Annotated in this window: 10 protein-coding genes; 8 read left to right on the top strand and 2 right to left on the bottom strand. The window is 72.4% G+C overall.

Features of this window, described 5'->3' with window-relative positions; all coding sequences use genetic code 11:
- Window positions 1-207 precede the first annotated feature (207 nt).
- The 6 genes from GQF42_RS03525 (at window position 208) to GQF42_RS03500 (ending at window position 8,956) form a co-directional block, all read left to right on the top strand.
- On the top strand, window positions 208-2,532 hold the full coding sequence (locus GQF42_RS03525; RefSeq protein ID WP_158917519.1) for a lantibiotic dehydratase: 2,325 nt from the start codon (window positions 208-210) through the stop codon (window positions 2,530-2,532).
- Window positions 2,532-4,019 (top strand): amino acid adenylation domain-containing protein, encoded by a 1,488-nt coding sequence (locus GQF42_RS03520; protein ID WP_158917517.1) that lies wholly within the window; start codon window positions 2,532-2,534, stop codon window positions 4,017-4,019. The genes GQF42_RS03525 and GQF42_RS03520 overlap by 1 nt, the downstream gene beginning before the upstream one ends.
- Window positions 4,016-5,119: a threonine ammonia-lyase gene (locus GQF42_RS03515; protein ID WP_233273210.1), complete on the top strand. Its 1,104-nt coding sequence runs from the start codon at window positions 4,016-4,018 to the stop codon at window positions 5,117-5,119. The genes GQF42_RS03520 and GQF42_RS03515 overlap by 4 nt, the downstream gene beginning before the upstream one ends.
- Window positions 5,116-5,367: an acyl carrier protein gene (locus GQF42_RS03510; protein WP_158917515.1), complete on the top strand. Its 252-nt coding sequence runs from the start codon at window positions 5,116-5,118 to the stop codon at window positions 5,365-5,367. Before GQF42_RS03515 ends, GQF42_RS03510 begins: the two co-directional genes overlap by 4 nt.
- A 53-nt stretch (window positions 5,368-5,420) precedes the next feature.
- Window positions 5,421-7,709: a lantibiotic dehydratase gene (locus GQF42_RS03505; protein WP_158917513.1), complete on the top strand. Its 2,289-nt coding sequence runs from the start codon at window positions 5,421-5,423 to the stop codon at window positions 7,707-7,709.
- A gap of 203 nt (window positions 7,710-7,912) precedes the next feature.
- Window positions 7,913-8,956 (top strand): FAD-dependent monooxygenase, encoded by a 1,044-nt coding sequence (locus GQF42_RS03500; protein ID WP_158917511.1) that lies wholly within the window; start codon window positions 7,913-7,915, stop codon window positions 8,954-8,956.
- Between the two features lie 139 nt (window positions 8,957-9,095).
- On the opposite strand, the gene GQF42_RS03495 is transcribed toward GQF42_RS03500, so the two are convergent.
- Window positions 9,096-11,378 (bottom strand): eCIS core domain-containing protein, encoded by a 2,283-nt coding sequence (locus tag GQF42_RS03495; protein ID WP_158917509.1) that lies wholly within the window; start codon window positions 11,376-11,378, stop codon window positions 9,096-9,098.
- Between the two features lie 211 nt (window positions 11,379-11,589).
- Between GQF42_RS03495 and GQF42_RS03490 the strand changes: the two genes are divergently transcribed.
- Window positions 11,590-12,285: a CocE/NonD family hydrolase gene (locus GQF42_RS03490; protein ID WP_199272558.1), complete on the top strand. Its 696-nt coding sequence runs from the start codon at window positions 11,590-11,592 to the stop codon at window positions 12,283-12,285.
- A 19-nt stretch (window positions 12,286-12,304) separates the two neighbouring features.
- Here GQF42_RS03490 and GQF42_RS03485 read toward each other — a convergent pair whose 3' ends face one another.
- Window positions 12,305-13,750 (bottom strand): EF-hand domain-containing protein, encoded by a 1,446-nt coding sequence (locus GQF42_RS03485; RefSeq protein ID WP_158917507.1) that lies wholly within the window; start codon window positions 13,748-13,750, stop codon window positions 12,305-12,307.
- 288 nt (window positions 13,751-14,038) lie between these two features.
- Between GQF42_RS03485 and GQF42_RS03480 the strand changes: the two genes are divergently transcribed.
- Window positions 14,039-15,607 carry a purple acid phosphatase family protein gene (locus GQF42_RS03480; RefSeq protein WP_158917505.1) on the top strand — a complete coding sequence of 523 codons (1,569 nt, stop codon included), beginning with the start codon at window positions 14,039-14,041 and terminating at the stop codon, window positions 15,605-15,607.
- Window positions 15,608-15,695: the final 88 nt, after the last annotated feature.

Here is a 15,695-nt window from a genome sequence, read left to right as displayed (position 1 = left end):
GAGGTCAGCATGTCCGCCGCCGGCCGCCCCGGTCAGGGACGAACGCGCCGAACCCGAGGCGCACGTTGCTGCCGGATCTTCTCTGGTGAGGGGTGGCCGCGACGCGGGACCGTGCTGTCCGGTCGAGGGCGCCCGGCATCCCGGCGGCGCCCGCCGCCCGGCCGAGCCGCGCGACACCCGCGCACCCCATTCCGGAAGGAGCACGCGATGTCGGACGAGCACGAACCTGTCCTGCTGCCGGGCGGAGGCTGGCGGCTGTGGGAGCAGTTCGCGCTGCGCGGCCCCGGCTTCCCCGCCGACGGCGTACTGCGCCTCGCCCCGCCCGCACTGGCCGAGGCCGCCGACAAGTTCGGTCCCGGCGCCGAGCTGACCGGTCCGGAGTGGCAGGCCTTCGCCCGGGACCTCGCCACAGCCGCCGTGGACACCGCGCGCCACCTCCAGGAGATCGCCGCCCAGCCGCGCTTCCAGGCGGCCCTGGCCTGGCAGAACCCGGCTGTCCTGCGCACCGGCATCGCCCCGTTCCTGCGCTGGACCCCGGGCGCGGAGAGCCGCAGCAGCATGCCCCGCCAGCGTGAGGAGCTGGTTGCGCACTACTGGCAGCGGTTCTGCGTGAAGAACGACACGATCGGCTTCTTCGGCCCGGTCGGCTGGGGACGCTGGGACCCGGCCGCGCCGGGAGCCGTCGCCGTGAATCCCGGGCAGGGCTTCCTCGCCGCGCAGGAGGTGTACTTCTCCGGCTGGGCGATCGATGCCCTGGCGAAGCCCCTCGCGGAGGACCGCGAGCTGATGCGCTGGATCCCGCCGCGCCGGGTGTCTTTCGTGCACTGGGCCGAGGGCACCGTACGGGTCCCGGGACGCCCGCCCCAGCCGATCGGCGCATGGGAGCTGGCCGTCCTGGAGCGGTGCGACGGCACCCGGTCCCTGCCGGACATCGCCGCCGAGCTGGATCTCGACGAGGCCGAAGTGAAGCGCTTCGTGGGCCAGTTGGTCACCCGCCGCTGGGTGCAGTGGCGACTGGAGGTGCCCGCCGCCACCCACCCCGACCGCGCGCTGCGCGCCCTCCTCGAACGCGTTCCCGACGAGGCCGTACGCGCACGGGCGCTGGAGCGGCTCGCCGTACTCGAACGCGGCCGGGACGCCGTGCGCGCCGCCGGTACCGACGCCACCGCGCTGACCACCGCCATCGGCGCCCTGGAGGCCGACTTCGCCGCCCTCACCGACAGCGAGGCCCAGCGAGCCAAGGGCGAACGCACCGCGCCCTGCCGCGGGTTGGTGTACTCCGACGCCCGGCGCGCCGCCACCGCCACGGCCGGCACCGCACTGCTCGCCCACCTGGAACCGCTGCACCTGTGCCTCACGGCCGCCCGCTGGATGACGAACCGCTTCGCCGACGCCGTCCGCGCCCGCCTGCGCACGGCGTACGACCGGCTCCTGACCACTGGTGAACCGGTGAACCTGGCCGCTCTGTGGCTGCACACCCTGCCCTCCCCGCACCCCGACGCCGGCCGGCTCATCGACGAGATCCAGGCCGAGCTGCGCGCCAGATGGGCCCGCATCCTCGGCCTGCCGCCGGGCGTGCGCCGGGTGCGGCTCACCACGGCGGAGCTGGCCGAGCGGGTGCGCGAGGAGTTCGACGAACCGGGCGACGGCTGGTCGCTGGCCCGGTACATCAGCCCCGACGTGCTCGTGATCGCCGAGGACGAGGCCGCCCTCGCCCGCGGAGACGTCGAACTCGTCCTCGGCGAGATGCACTGCGCGCTGAACACGATGGGCGCGTCCCTGTTCGTCCACCAGCACCCCGACCGGGACGAACTGCTCGCCGAGACCACCCGTGACTTCCCCGGGCCGCGCCTGCTGCCCATGCTGCCCAAGGAACTGCCCCTGAAGTGGTCCACGCGCAGCAGGCCCTCGCTGGACCGGCCCGAGGACCACTACGTGGCCCTGGTCGACCAGACCGGCGACCTGCACCGTCCGCGCACGGTGATGAGCGCCGACGTCGCCGTGGAGGACAGGGACGGCCGGCTGACGGCCGTTCTGCCCGACGGCACCGCCTACGAGCTGCTCGACGCCTACGCCAACACCCTCACCCAACGCGTCATGGACCGCTTCACCCTCCGCCCGCAGGGCGAGCACACTCCGCGGATCACGGTGGACCGCGTGACCGTCGCCCGCGAGACGTGGGAACTTCCCGTCGCCGAGATCGACTTCGCCGACGAGAAGGCGGAGGCCGCCCGCTTCGTGCGCGCCCGGCACTGGCAGCGCCGGCACGACCTGCCCCGTTTCGTGTTCGTGGTCTCGCCGACCGAACCGCGCCCGTTCTACGTCGACTTCGACAGTCCCGTGTACATCACCATCCTGGCCAAGGCGGCCCGCAGGCTCGCCCGCAAGGACCCCGCTGCTCGCCTGAAGGTCAGCGAGATGCTGCCCACCCCCGAGCAGGCATGGCTCACGGACGACGAAGGACGCCGCTACACCTCGGAACTCCGGTTCGTGGCTGTCGACCGGACCGTCACCGACGCGGCGGAGAAGTGATGCGCACCATTGCCGACGACATCGCCGCACACGCCGCCCGCCACCCGCAGCGCGTCGCGCTCAGCACACCCGACGGCGACGTCACATACGCCCGCCTCGCCGCCCGCATCGAGGAGATCGTCCGCCTGCTGCGCGGCCACGGGGCGGGCCCCGAGACGGTCTGCGCCGTCGCCCTCGAGCACGGCACCGACGCGGTGGCCGCCATGGCCGCGGTGCTGCGCTGCGGCGCCGCGTTCCTCACGCTGGACGTCGGCCAGCCCCGCGACCGACTGGTCTCCTTCCTCCGCAGCGCGGATGCCGCCCTGCTGCTGACGTGTTCGGCCCTGCCTCCGGCACGGGACCTGGGTGTGCCCACGGTCCTGCTGGACGAACCGGAGCCGACGGACGGCCCGCCGCCCGGTCCGGTCGACCCGCACGCCCTCGCCTACGTCAGCCACACGTCCGGCAGCACCGGCGAACCCAGCGCCGTCCTGATCGAACACCACGCCCTCGACACCTACCTGCGGGACACCGCCCGGGCCTGCGGCCTCGGCACCGGCACCGTCGCCCTGCAGACGGCCCCCCTCGGCTACGACGCCTCGATCCGCGACACGTTCGTACCGCTGCTCGCGGGGGCCCGGCTGGTGATCGTGGCACGGTCCCGGCTGCTCAGGCCGCAGGAGTTCGCCGACACCGTCCGCGAGTACGGGGTGACGGCCCTGCTCAGTGTCACCCCCTCCTTCCTGTCCCACCTGGCCGGCCGGCCGGATCTCGCCGACCCGCTCGCGGGTGTCACCCTGGTCGCCTCCAGCGGCGAGTCCCTCAGGCCCTTCCTCGCGGCCGGCGGACGAGCGGTCGTACCCGGCCGGCTCCTCAACCAGTACGGCCCGACCGAGTGCACCATGACCACCACCCGCCACAGCGTGCCCGCTCCCGCGGACCCCTCCGCCGACCTCGTGGGCACGCCCCGCGCCGGAACCGTCGTACGCGTCCTGGACGCGGACCTCGCCCCGGTCCCCGACGGCACGGTGGGCGAGGTGTACATCGGGGGAGCGGGAGTGGCCCGTGGCTACGGCGGGTGTCCGGCCCGCACGGCCGCCTGCTTCGTCCCCGACCCGCTCGGCCCGCCCGGTACCCGCCTCTACCGCACCGGCGACCTCGGCTGGTGGGGCACGGGGGGACTGCATTACGCCGGCCGCACCGACCGTCAGATCAAGATCCGTGGCTACCGTGTCGACCCCGCGGAGATCGAGGGCGCTCTGCTGGCCCACCCGGGCGTGACGGGCGCGGTGGTGACCGCGCACACCGACGAACGGGGGCGTACGTACCTCCTCGCGCACGTCACCGGCGAACTGGCCGGCACCACGGACGCCGAACTGCGCACCCACCTCGCCCGGTCCCTGCCGCCCCATCTGATGCCGCGCCGGTTCCTGCGCCTCGACGCGCTGCCCCTGACGCGCGGCGGCAAGGCGGACCGGCGTTCGCTGACCGCAGGGAGAACTCCGTGACCACCGTCGACCTGTGGCAGGGCAACGCCGGCGGGACGACCGGCAGCGTCGCGGTGCGCCCCACGACAGGTGCGGGGCCGAGTCCCGGCAACCCCGACGTACGGCTCGGCGCCGCCGATCTGCGTACCGCCGCCGTCCGCATCGCACCCCACGTCGTCCGTACGCCCCTGCTGCCCGGTCCCGCTCCCGCCGCGTCCGGTCCGGACCTGCTGCTGAAGGCCGAACACCTCCAGCTGGGCGGCTCGTTCAAGATGCGCGGTGCCGCCAATGCCGTCCTCGCGCTGGGCGCGGAGCAAGTCGTCACCGGCTCCTCCGGGAACCATGCCATCGCCCTCGCCCGGCTGGCCCGGTGCCTCGGCATCCGCCTGACCGTCGTCCTCGCGGCGGGTGCGGCGCCGGCGAAGGCCGCCGCCGTGCGGGCACTGGGCGCCGAGACCGTGCAGGTGGGTGGCGGGGTGGCCGAGCGTGAGGAGCGCGCCCGGCGACTGGCGGCCGAGCGCAACGCCGTCCTCGTCCCGTCCTCCGATCACCCCTTGGTGGTCGCCGGACAGGGCACGGTCGGCACCGAGCTGCTCGCCGACGCGCCCGACACCCAGACCGTCTACGTGCCCACCGGCGGCGGTGGACTCCTCGCGGGCGTCTGCCTTGCCGCGCGGGACCTTCCGGTCCGGGTGGTCGGCGTCGAACCGTCCCTCACCCCGCGCTACGCCCGCTCCCTGGCCGCCGGCCGTCCGCTCCAGCTGCCGCCCTGCTCCACCGTCGCCGACGGGCTGCGCGGCCAGCGTCCCGGAGCCGTCCCCTATCCGATCATCCGCGACCGCGTCGACGACCTGATCGCGGTCGGCGACGCCGAGATTCTCGCCGCCACCGCCCTGCTGCGCAGGTACGGCGTCGACGCCGAACCGAGCGGAGCCGTCGCCCTGGCCGGAGCGCTGCGGGCAGGTCGCCGCGAACGGGCCGTGGCCATCGTCTCGGGCGGCAACACCCCCGGTCGTCTGCACGCCCTGCACCGCACCCTCACCCACACGCAGACCGACAGCGACAGCGACACCGACAGCCACGTCGACACGAACACGAACACGAAGGAGCACACGTCATGACCCCGAACGCCCCCGCCACCACCACGGTCGACCTGCTCGTGGGCATCTTCCGGGACGTGCTCGGCCTGCCCGATCTCACCGCGGAGACCGACTTCTACGAGGCGGGCGGCGACTCGCTCACCGCCTTCCAGATCACGGGCCGTCTCCAGGAGTTCCTCGGCGCCGACGTCCCGGTCTCCCTGGTCTTCGCCTACCCGACGCCGCTCGAACTGGCCGAGGTCGTCGAGGCCGACTACGGCACCGTCTGACCGGCACCCGCCGGCCAGGACCGTACACCGCGCTCGCCAAGGAGAGCCGTGCCATGACCGAAGACCTCGTGCCGTCCCTCGGCCGCTGGCGGCTGTGGGAACAGTTCGCCCTGCGTGGGCCGGGCTTCCCCGCCGACGGCGTGCTGCGCCTCGCGCCCGCCGGACTGGCGGAGGCGGCCGACAAGTTCGCCGCCGACGACCCCCTCGACGGCATCCGCTGGGAGGACTTCGCCCGGCTCTTCGGGGACGCCGCGGTGGACACCGCGCACACCCTGCAGAACATCGCCCGCATGCCGTCCTTCCGGAAGGCGGTGGCCTGGCAGAACCGGCCGGTGCTCGCCTCCGGCATCGCCCCGTTCCTGCGCTGGACGCCGAGCGTGGAGAGCCGCAGCAGCATGCCCCGCCAGCGTGAGGAGCTGGTTGCCCACTACTGGCAGCGGTTCTGCGTGAAGAACGACACGATCGGCTTCTTCGGCCCGGTCGGCTGGGGACACTGGGACCCGGTCACCCCGGGTGCCACCGTCGACACCGGTACCGGTCTGATCGCCGAGTCCTCGGTGTACTGGGCGAGTTGGGGCATCGACGCACTCGCGAAGACTCTCGACGCCGATCCCGCGCTGCGCGAGTGGATCGCACCCCGGCGCGTTCCCTTCGTCGCGCTGGACGGGAACCGCGTCCGGGTGCCCGGCCGGCGGGCGGTGACCGTGTCCGCAGAGACGGCGGCCGTCCTTGCCCGCTGCGACGGCGCCCGGGCTGCCCGGCACATCGCCCTCGACCTCCCGGACGTCGACGTCCCCGCAGTCCTGAGTGACCTCGTCGCCCGCCGCTGGGTGGTGTGGCGGCTGGAGGTGCCCGCCGACACCCACCCCGACCGGGCCCTGCGCGCCTGGGTCGAGACCGTCGGCGCGGCCGGGCCGCGCCGACGGGCACGGGAGGCGCTGGACCGGCTGGAGCGGGGCCGGGCCGCAGTGGCAGCCGCTCGTGACGCGGACGGCCTGATCGAGGCGATGACCGCACTCGAGCGTGACTTCACCGACCTCACCGCCACGGCTGCCGTACGGGAGAAGTCCGCGTCGACGGCACCCTGCCGGGCCCTGGTGTACTCCGACACACGGCGGTCCGCCACCGCCCGCCTCGGCCCCACGGTGCTCCAGGCGCTGCGCCCGCTGCGGCTGCTGATGGACAGCGCCGGCTGGCTCACCTCCGGGCTGGCCACGACGGTCACGCAGGAGACGCGCCAGGTGTACGACCGCCTTGCGGCCGAGGGCCCGGTGGACCTGGCGTCGTTCTGGTTCGCCTGCCTTCCGGTGCTGCACGGCGCCGCCCGTGCCGCGGCGAGCGACCTCCAGCGGGAGTTCGCCGCGCGCTGGCAGCGGATCCTGGCCGTTCCGGCGCAGGCCCGCCGCGTGGCCGTGGCGTCGGCCGACATCGAGGCGGCGGTACGGGAGCAGTTCCCGCACACCGGTGATGGCTGGACGGCAGCCCGCTACCTGAGCCCGGACATCCTGATCGCGGCCGACGGCACCGAGTCGATCGCACGCGGCGACTTCACCCTCGTCCTCGGCGAACTCCACCTGGCCGCCAACACCCTGGGCGCCTCCCTTTTCACCCACCAGCACCCCGACATCGGCGAACTGTTCCGCCTCACCGACCGCGACCACCCCGGCCCGCGTCTGATGCCCCTGATCCCCAAGGAGCACCGGGCACGCCTCTCGGCCCGGGTCCGCCACACCCTCGTACGCCCTGAGGACCACCAGGTGGCCCTCGCCGACTTCACCGCCGACCCGGCCCGGCCCCGCACCGTCCGCAGCGCCGACGCCCTCGTCGAGGACCGCGACCGTGGCCTCGTCGTCAGGCTTCCGGACGGCTCGGCCTTCCCCGTGCTGGACGTGTTCGCGCACGTCCTGACCACCTTGTCGATGGACCTCTTCCAGTTGCTGCCGCTGGCCGGGCACACACCCCGTGTCACGGTCGACCGCCTGGTGGTCGCGCGGGAGACCTGGCGTCTGCCGGCGGCGCACACGGAGTTCGCCGACGAGAAGGACGAGGCCCGCCGTTTCGTCCGCGCCCGCCGCTGGCGCGCCGAACTGGGCCTGCCGCGCTATGTGTTCGTCGTCTCCCCGACCGAGTCCCGCCCCTTCTACGTCGACTTCGACAGCCCCGTGTACGTCACGATCCTCGCCAAGGCGCTGCGCCGCCTGGCCCGCAAGGACCCGGACGGCACGGTCACCTTCACGGAGATGCTGCCCACGCCGGAACAGACGTGGCTCACCGACGACGAGGGGCGCCGCTACGCCTCGGAGCTGAGATTCGTGGCCTTCGACACGGCCCCGGGCACATGAGCCATGCGCCACACCGGCCCGCTGCTCCCGCGCACTTGAGGGAGCGGCGGGCGAACGGCGGCGAGAACCGGCCGTTCGGGACGGTACGAACGCGCTGGTTCAGGACCTGATGCCGATGGCTGAAACCGCTGTTGATCACCGGTTCGGGTCGGGGCGAAGCTGAGGGTCAGGACGGATCTACACATATAGACAGTGGAGGCCGCATGAAGATTCTGATCTCTGGAGCAAGTGTCGCCGGCCCGGCCCTGGCCCTCCTCCTGCACCGCGACGGGCACCAGGTGACCGTTGTGGAACGAGCCCCGTCCCTGCGCCAGAGCGGCTGGGCCATCGACTTCCGGGGTGCCGTTTTCGATGCGCTGGAAGAACTGGACATCCTGGCGGAGGTGCGCACGTACGCGACCGGGATCACCGGCACCGACCTGCTGGACGCCCAGGGCGAACGGATCGGTGAACTGCCCGCCGAGGTCTTCTCCGGCGAACTGGAGGTGCCCAAGCGCGACCTGACGCGCATCCTTCACGCACACACGGCGGACGCGGTGCGCTATGTCTTCGGCGACTCGATCAACCGTATCGAACAGGACGACAACGGCGTGAGGGTCGGCTTCGAGCGGGCCGAGCGTGACACCTACGACCTCGTGGTCGGCGCCGACGGCATCTTCTCGGTGGTGCGCCGCCTGGTCTTCGGCCCGCACGCCGAGGCGGTACACCACCTGGGCCTGTCCGGCACCGGATTCACCACGGCGAACCACCTCGGCCTGAACCACCGGGGGGCCATGTGGCAGTCTCCCGGTCGCACGGCCTACCTGTACAGCGCGGCGGACCCCGCCCGGATGTCCGCCAACCTCTTCTTCACCACCGACTCCCCGGCACTGGACCTGCTCAGCCGCGACGAGCAGGAGCGCGCCATCCATGAGCGCATGGCCGGTGCCGGCTGGCTCGTGCCCCGGCTGCTGGCGGACATGGCGACCGCCCCCGACTTCTACTTCCACTCCGCCGCCCAGGTGCGACTGGACCGCTGGTCCGCAGGCCGGGTCGTGCTGCTGGGCGACGCCGGTTACTGCGCCGCCCCCACCTCCGGCCTGGGCACCTCGCAGGCGCTCATCGGCGCGAGCACCCTGGCCCGTCACCTCGCGCAGGCCGGCACGGACCACACCAAGGCCTTCGAGGGCTACGAGCGGGAACTGCGCCCCTACGTGGCGGAGAACCAGCGGATCGGGCAGGACGGGGCGCAGCGCTTCGTCGTCTGATGCCTCAACGGCCCGGCGTCACGGGCACGGGAGCAAGGGCCGGGCAGCATGACGGCCCCGCCGGCGGGCGCATGTGTCGCATGGGGCGGTTCGCCGGCAGCGCTCGTCGACGTGCTGCCGCGGGAGCCTCCGCCCAGGGTCACAGGCCCTTCTCGTAGCGCAACGTCCGCTGCGCGTTGAGCTGTTCGACGAGTGTGAAGACGGCGACGGCCAGTGGCTTCAGCCGGGCCGTCGGTATGTTGTCCTTCATACGGCGCAGTTCGGCGACGACTGCCTCCTGGTCGGCCTGCGGTCCGACGAGGTTCTGCTGGGCGCCGAGAGCGCCCAGGGACTTGTGGACGGCTCGCGCGCCGTCCTCGTCGTCCACCGTGTTCCGCTCGGCGTCGGTCAGGTGCTCCCAGTTCTTGAGCAGGTCCGAGCCGGACGGCAGGGCGCGCAGCCAGGCGTTGCGGGTCAGTTCGACGGTGGTCCGGGTGCGGTCGTTGGCCAGACCTCGTTCGACCTCGTTGCCGAAGACGCGCTCCTCGCCGTGGCCGGTCATGTTCGCCGCCTGCAGGACGAGCGCGGCGAACGCGTCAGGGTTCGCCTGGAAGTGTCCCGTCAGGTTCGCCGGCAGCAGGCTGAAGGAGTGGGCGAAGTCGGTACGGGCCATCAGGGCCCCGGCGATCGACTTGGCGTTGGCACCCGGCTGGAGGTTCTGGCCCTGGATCAGGTACGCGGCAAGGTGCATGACGAGGCCTGTGAGTGCTTTGGTTTCGGCCCCCGACAGCGGGAATCCGAGCTGGGGGAGGAGTGCCGCGATCGCCGCGTCGGCGCCGGCCCGCGCCACGGGGAGGTCACCGAGACCGCCCGCCGACAGGTCGGCGGACGCCTGCCTGCGGCCCTTGACGCGCCCCGCCCCCAGCACGGGCACGCGCTCCAGCACGCTCAGGGGCCTGCGGTTCTCGAGGTAGTCGATCAGCTTCGGCAGACGCTCCAGGCGCGCTCCGAGAGTCGCCTGCGGGGCGAAGCTCAGGGCGTTTCCGTCCGGGTAGATCCGCAGGTTGGGCCGGGGGGTCCCGCCGCCCGCGGTCACCTCCTCGGAGCGGATGTACTCACTGTTCTGCCGGCCGTCGAGGAAGCGGGCCATGGCGGTCACGTTGTCCATGACCGTCCCGACCTCCGCGAGCGAGGTGAGCGGGTCGGTGATCCACTCCAGGTTGGAGCCGCCGGTGGGGCTGGCGTCCGCGGTCAGGTCGAACTTGTTGCCCGCCACGACGAGTCCGTCGACACGTCCCTTGCCGAGGTTCTCGCCCGCCAGGGGTTCCTCGGACACCTGACCTCGGACCATCAAGGTCGTCACCAGGCTCTGACGTTCGTCGGCGGTCACGTCGAGGCCTTCGAGGCGCTGCGCACCGGCGGAGGTCAGGAAGCCGGCGTGGTCGAACCACTGGGCCCGCAACGCCTGATCGCCGCCCTGCGCCACCTGCGTCTGCTCCTGCGGGGTGAGCCGCCTGTGGTACGGAGAGTAGGGGGAGAGGAAGATCTCCAGGATCCTGGCGTCGATCAGCCGCTGCCGTTCCTGGGAGCGCTGTTCGCGGACCTCCTGCGAGTTGGCCTCCATCCTGCGCACGTTCCACTGTGCCTCGAACTCGAACCCGACGGCGCGCTGTACGGCGGGCGTCCCGGCCTCGCCCGGGTGCCGCACGGAACGGGAGAGCGAACCGGCAAGGTCGGTGTGTCCGTCGTCCCCCGTCCGGTGCGCGGACGGCAGCGGCGCCGCCATGGCTCGCCTCGCGTTCGCCTCGGCCGCCCGCTCGAAGTGGTCCGAGGGATCACTCACACGCACTCCGGCGCCGTTGTCGGTGCCGGAGACGGGACCCTGACGCTGCTGGATGACATGGGTCAACTCGTGGGCGAGCGTGTGCTTGTCGGTGCCCCCTGCGCCGATGACGACGTTCTCTCCCGATGTGTACGCGCGGGCACCCAGTTCCTGCGCCGAGCGCCGGGCCGCGTCGCCCGTGTGCAGCCGTACGCTGGAGAAGTCCGCACCGAGGCGGGCCTCCATCTCGGTGCGCAGCGGTGCCTCCAGCGGCCGGCCCGCCGAGCGGAGCACGGTGTGCGCGGCAGCACGCCGTACGGGTTCCTCCTGGGCGCGGTTCCCGGTGGCCGCACGCTGGACCGGCTCCCCGTGGACGTGGTCCCCGGCGGGTGCGTGCCCCTTGTCGCGCGCGTGCCGGTCGGCGAGCATCGCGGCCACGGCCTGGTTCCCGACGGTGCGCTGCAGTGCGAGGAGGCCCTGGGGAGAGAACGCCCCGGGGAGGTGCACGGGGCCGGCACCGTCCGACGCGACCTTTGCCAGGCGGTCGGGGGCGGTGGGCGCGGAGTGTCGCGTCGACCGCTCCGCCGCACGGCCGTCCCGGCCGGGGTCCTGAACGCGCATGGCATCTCCGGTGGTTCCGACGGTACCGACAGCGAGGGCCGCTCCAGGATGACGGCCGGCAGGGCATGGCGGAAGATCCCCGGGGGTAACGCCTGGGCAGACTTCCTGCCCTGTCCTTGCCCGCCGCACGGGTGTGGCCCGCACGGCACGCGCTGCTGACAGAGTCCGTGCCCGGAGGGCAGACAGGGCACACGACAAAGGAGGCCGGCACATGGTCGTGATGGTCGAAGAGGATGTCCCCGCCACCATGCGTGACGGCACCGTTCTCCGTGCCGATGGCTACCGGCCCGGTACGGGCGGACCGTGCCGGGTGTTGCTGAGCCGGCTGCCCCACGGCAAGAGCGTTCCGGTGATGACCGGCCTGCTCGAGCACTGGTCGCCGACGTGGACCAGCCGGCCACCCGCGGGTACTGGGAACTTCCGTGGCGCGCTGCTGATGTCCGGCGAGTTCCGGGCAGGTCCGCTGGACCAGGCACGGGTGGAGGCCCGGCCGGACGTCCTCGTGTACACCAGCGAACCGTTGGCCGAGGACCTCGAGGTCACCGGGCGCGTCCGCGCCTTGCTCCACGCGGTCACGGACGCCCCGTCGACGGACTGGGTGGTCCGGCTCTGCGACGTCGGCCCGGACGGGGTGTCCCGCAACGTCGTCGACGGCACCGTGCGCCCGGACACCACTCCGGGCGAGTTCACCGAACACGCCGTCGATCTCTGGTCCACCAGCTACGTATTCCGCGCAGGCCACCGCCTACGCGTCCACGTCACCTCCAGCAACTTCCCCCGCTGGGACCGCAACCCCAACACCGGTGAACCCCTCGACAGGGGCACAAACGGCCGTCCGGCTCGGCAGGAGATCGCACACGACGCCGTACGGTCCTCCCGCATCGTCCTCCCGGTCGTCAGGCCCTGAACCGGCGCACCCGGGTCGCCTATGGCCGTCCGAGCAGTTGGCTGCCTGCGGCGGTGTCGCTGCGGGCCGTGAAGTATTCGGTGAATGCGTCGAGAAACTCCTCTTCGGTGATCCGGCCGTCGCCGTCGGCGTCCAGTTGGCGGAAACCGTGATTGAGTTCGGCCGGGTGCACACGGGAACCGCCGAAGACGGTGCGGTATTCGTCGGGCCCCAGGTATCCGCTGCTGTCGGTGTCGGCGGCGTGGAAGAGCCCGCGTACGGCGACATGCAGGCCCTTGTCGAGGTAACCCGGGTCGTGGTCGACACCGGCGAGCATCGAGGTGACGAACTCGGCACGGCTGACGCGCCCGTCGTCGTCGGTGTCCATGGTGCTGCACATGTGCTGCCACCAGGTGGCGAAGGCGGCGTGGACCTCGTCCTCTCCTTGAGGAGTGAGTTCGAGCTGCCAGCAGACGTTGTGGGCCATGGCCTGCAGGTCCGCCTCGTCGACAAAGCCGTCGCCGGTCTGGTCGAGGACCTGTCGGAAGAACGTCTCCAGCCGCCTGCGGCGCGTGTCGCTCGCGTGCGGGCGGCGGGGCCGGGGTACGTGTCCTGAAGGCACGGGGCCGGTGACGGGGCCGGGCGAGGTGTCGGTGGCGGGGGAGGCGGACGGTTCGACACCGGTGGGCGGGATGCGGTACCGCAGCCGGTCCGGCAGGCGGGTCAGCACCTGCCGCGTGCCGTGGTGCAGCGCCCATGACAGCATCCCGGCGCCCCGGGGCCGGGGGAGGTCGAATCGCTCGCGGAAGACGGGCGGAAGGTCCGCGACGGTCAGCACCCGCAGCGTGTGGGCGGCAAGGGTGCGCAGCAACGGCCAAGCGGGCGCCAGGCGGCCCAGCCGACCGGGCGCCGGGGACTGATGCAGCATCTCGAACAGCAGGTGGTGCACAGCCCGGTTGTATTCCAGCGTGTCACGGACCACGGTGTCGACATAGGTGGGCACGTCGGCGGCGGTGGCGGGGAGGACATGGTCGGGCAGGCCGAACTCGGCGCACACGGCCCGGAACTCGCCGTAGAGCTGGTCGGCCTCGGCGGGGGTGTACGGGTTGCCGGACAGCTCACGCATCGCTGTGATCGACTCGTACAGCGTGACCAGCACCCATGCGCGCACCCCGGGATCCTGCGCGTCGAAGGGCCTGCCCTGCTCGTCCGTGCCGCGAATGCGGCGGTGGCTGCGCTCCAGACGGGCGATCTCGCGGCGCAGGCCCTCGCGGTCGGAGAAGAACAGCCGGACGCCGCTGTCCATCGTGTGCTCGATCCGGCGCCAGGGGTGGGCCCGGTAGGTGGAGAAGCGGGCGACGCCGGCGCCGACAGCGGGGTGTGCGTTCTGCAGCACCAACAGTCGCCAGGCCACGAGTGCGATACTCCACTCTCCGATACCCCTGCGCAGCAGCGAATCGGGACCGGGAAGGGTGAGGCGGCTCATGGGTGTCTCCTGGGGCCTGTGGTGTGCGGGAGTTGAGGGGGGACGCAGGCAATGACGGCCCTGCGAGCGGGCCGACGGGCCTCATTACTAGCTCGCGCACCGGCCGCCCCGGACGGTGCCCGCCGCAAACCACTCGTCGGTGTGGCTGTCGACGACACACGGCTCGTGGCCGGGCCCCCTGGTGACCTCACGTCAGAGGTGACGGAAGCACGGCCAGAGCGTGTTTGACGTTCCGTTCATCCGGACCTCACCGTGCCGTTCACCGGCACCCCGCAAGAATCCACGGTCATGAACTCTCCTGACTCTGTTGTCCGTTCAGGCCCCAGCAGGCGCGCTCTGCTGGCGGGTGCCTCGGGAGCGGGGCTGGCCGGTGCGGCGGGGCTGGCCGGTGCCACGCCCGCCGCGGCGAGCCCGGTGCTGTGGGAGAAGCCCGGCGCCCTCGGTGCACCGCGGGTCGCCGGGCTGCATCTGCAGTTCGGGGCCGATGCCTCCCGTGAGGTCGTGGTCTCCTGGCACACCACGGCGTCCGTGTCCCGGCCCCGTGTCCTGCTCGGCACCCCGGCGAGCGGTCTCGGCCGTACCGTCGCCGCGCAGACCACGACGTACCGCGACGCCAAGTCGGGCACCGAGGTGCAGGTGCACCACGCCCGGGTGCACGGCCTCAGGCCCGACACCGACTACGTCTATGCCGCCGTACACGAAGGCGCGCAGGCCGAGTTCGGCACCGTGCGCACGGCCCCGCGCGGCCGGTCGGCCTTTACCTTCACCAGCTTCGGCGACCAGGGCACACCGACCCTCGGCCAGAAGAACGCCGCCGGGATCTACGTCAACGACAACCTCGGCTCCCCGGCCGCGGGCGACACCACCGCCGGTGTCGAGCGGATCGCTCCCCTGTTCCACCTGGTCAACGGGGACCTCTGCTACGCCAACCTGTCCACGGACCGGCTGCGCACCTGGTCCGACTGGTTCGAGAACAACTCCCGCTCGGCCCGCCACCGGCCCTGGATGCCGGCCGCCGGAAACCACGAGAACGAACTGGGCAACGGCCCCATCGGCTACGGCGCCTATCAGACCTACTTCAGCGTGCCGGATGCCGGAGCGGACGACGAACTGCAGGGCCTGTGGTACGCGTTCACCGCAGGATCGGTCCGGGTGATCAGCCTCAACAACGACGACGTCGCCCTCCAGGACGCCGGAAACTCCTACGTTCACGGCTACTCCGGCGGCGCCCAGAAGCGCTGGCTGGAGACCGAACTCGCCGCCTCCCGCGCGAACCCCGACATCGACTGGGTCGTCGTGTGCATGCACCAGGTGGTGATCTCGACCGCCGACAAGTTCAACGGCGCCGACCTCGGCATCCGTGAGGAGTGGGTGCCCCTGTTCGACCGCTACGGCGTCGACCTGGTCGTCTGCGGCCATGAACACCACTACGAGCGCTCGCACCCGATCCGGGGCCAGCAGCCCAACGACACCCGTACGCCGATTCCTGCCGCCACCGACACGCACACCGTCGACACCACCAAGGGCACCGTGCACATGGTGATCGGCGGGGGCGGCACCTCGGCCCCCTCCAACCAGCTGCTCTTCCCCACCCCCCAGTGCCGGGTGATCACCAGGGTCGGCCCGGCCGACCCGGCGACCGGCAAGCGCCCGCCCGTCTACGTCATCGAGGACGCCCCCTGGTCGGCGGTGCGCGACGCCGAGCACTCCTACGGCTTCGCCGCGTTCGAGGTCGACCCGGGACGCCCCGGCGGCACGACCTCGATCCACGTCACCTACTACTCCGTCAGCGGGCCCTACGGGGACCTCGTCCCCGTCGACCGCTTCACCCTCACCCGCCCGCGTGGCGACCGCTGACGGCAGCCCGTCCCCGTGCGGGGAATCCGGTGCCGGGACGCTCGGTCGGAGCAGAGCGACGGTCCCGGCGCCGGACGCGGCCGGGTCC

Origin of the sequence: Streptomyces broussonetiae, assembly GCF_009796285.1 — a bacterium.
GTDB classification, from domain to species: domain Bacteria; phylum Actinomycetota; class Actinomycetes; order Streptomycetales; family Streptomycetaceae; genus Streptomyces; species Streptomyces broussonetiae.
This window is presented reverse-complemented; position numbering and strand designations above follow the sequence as displayed.

What these genes read in the sequence shown, in the direction of transcription:
- GQF42_RS03520 (WP_158917517.1), top strand. Translation starts at nt 2,532, where the DNA reads ATGCGCACCATTGCCGACGACATCGCCGCACACGCCGCCCGCCACCCG.
- GQF42_RS03480 (WP_158917505.1), top strand. Translation starts at nt 14,039, where the DNA reads ATGAACTCTCCTGACTCTGTTGTCCGTTCAGGCCCCAGCAGGCGCGCT.
- GQF42_RS03495 (WP_158917509.1), bottom strand. Translation starts at nt 11,378, where the DNA reads ATGCGCGTTCAGGACCCCGGCCGGGACGGCCGTGCGGCGGAGCGGTCG.
- GQF42_RS03525 (WP_158917519.1), top strand. Translation starts at nt 208, where the DNA reads ATGTCGGACGAGCACGAACCTGTCCTGCTGCCGGGCGGAGGCTGGCGG.
- GQF42_RS03510 (WP_158917515.1), top strand. Translation starts at nt 5,116, where the DNA reads ATGACCCCGAACGCCCCCGCCACCACCACGGTCGACCTGCTCGTGGGC.
- GQF42_RS03490 (WP_199272558.1), top strand. Translation starts at nt 11,590, where the DNA reads ATGGTCGTGATGGTCGAAGAGGATGTCCCCGCCACCATGCGTGACGGC.
- GQF42_RS03485 (WP_158917507.1), bottom strand. Translation starts at nt 13,750, where the DNA reads ATGAGCCGCCTCACCCTTCCCGGTCCCGATTCGCTGCTGCGCAGGGGT.
- GQF42_RS03505 (WP_158917513.1), top strand. Translation starts at nt 5,421, where the DNA reads ATGACCGAAGACCTCGTGCCGTCCCTCGGCCGCTGGCGGCTGTGGGAA.
- GQF42_RS03500 (WP_158917511.1), top strand. Translation starts at nt 7,913, where the DNA reads ATGAAGATTCTGATCTCTGGAGCAAGTGTCGCCGGCCCGGCCCTGGCC.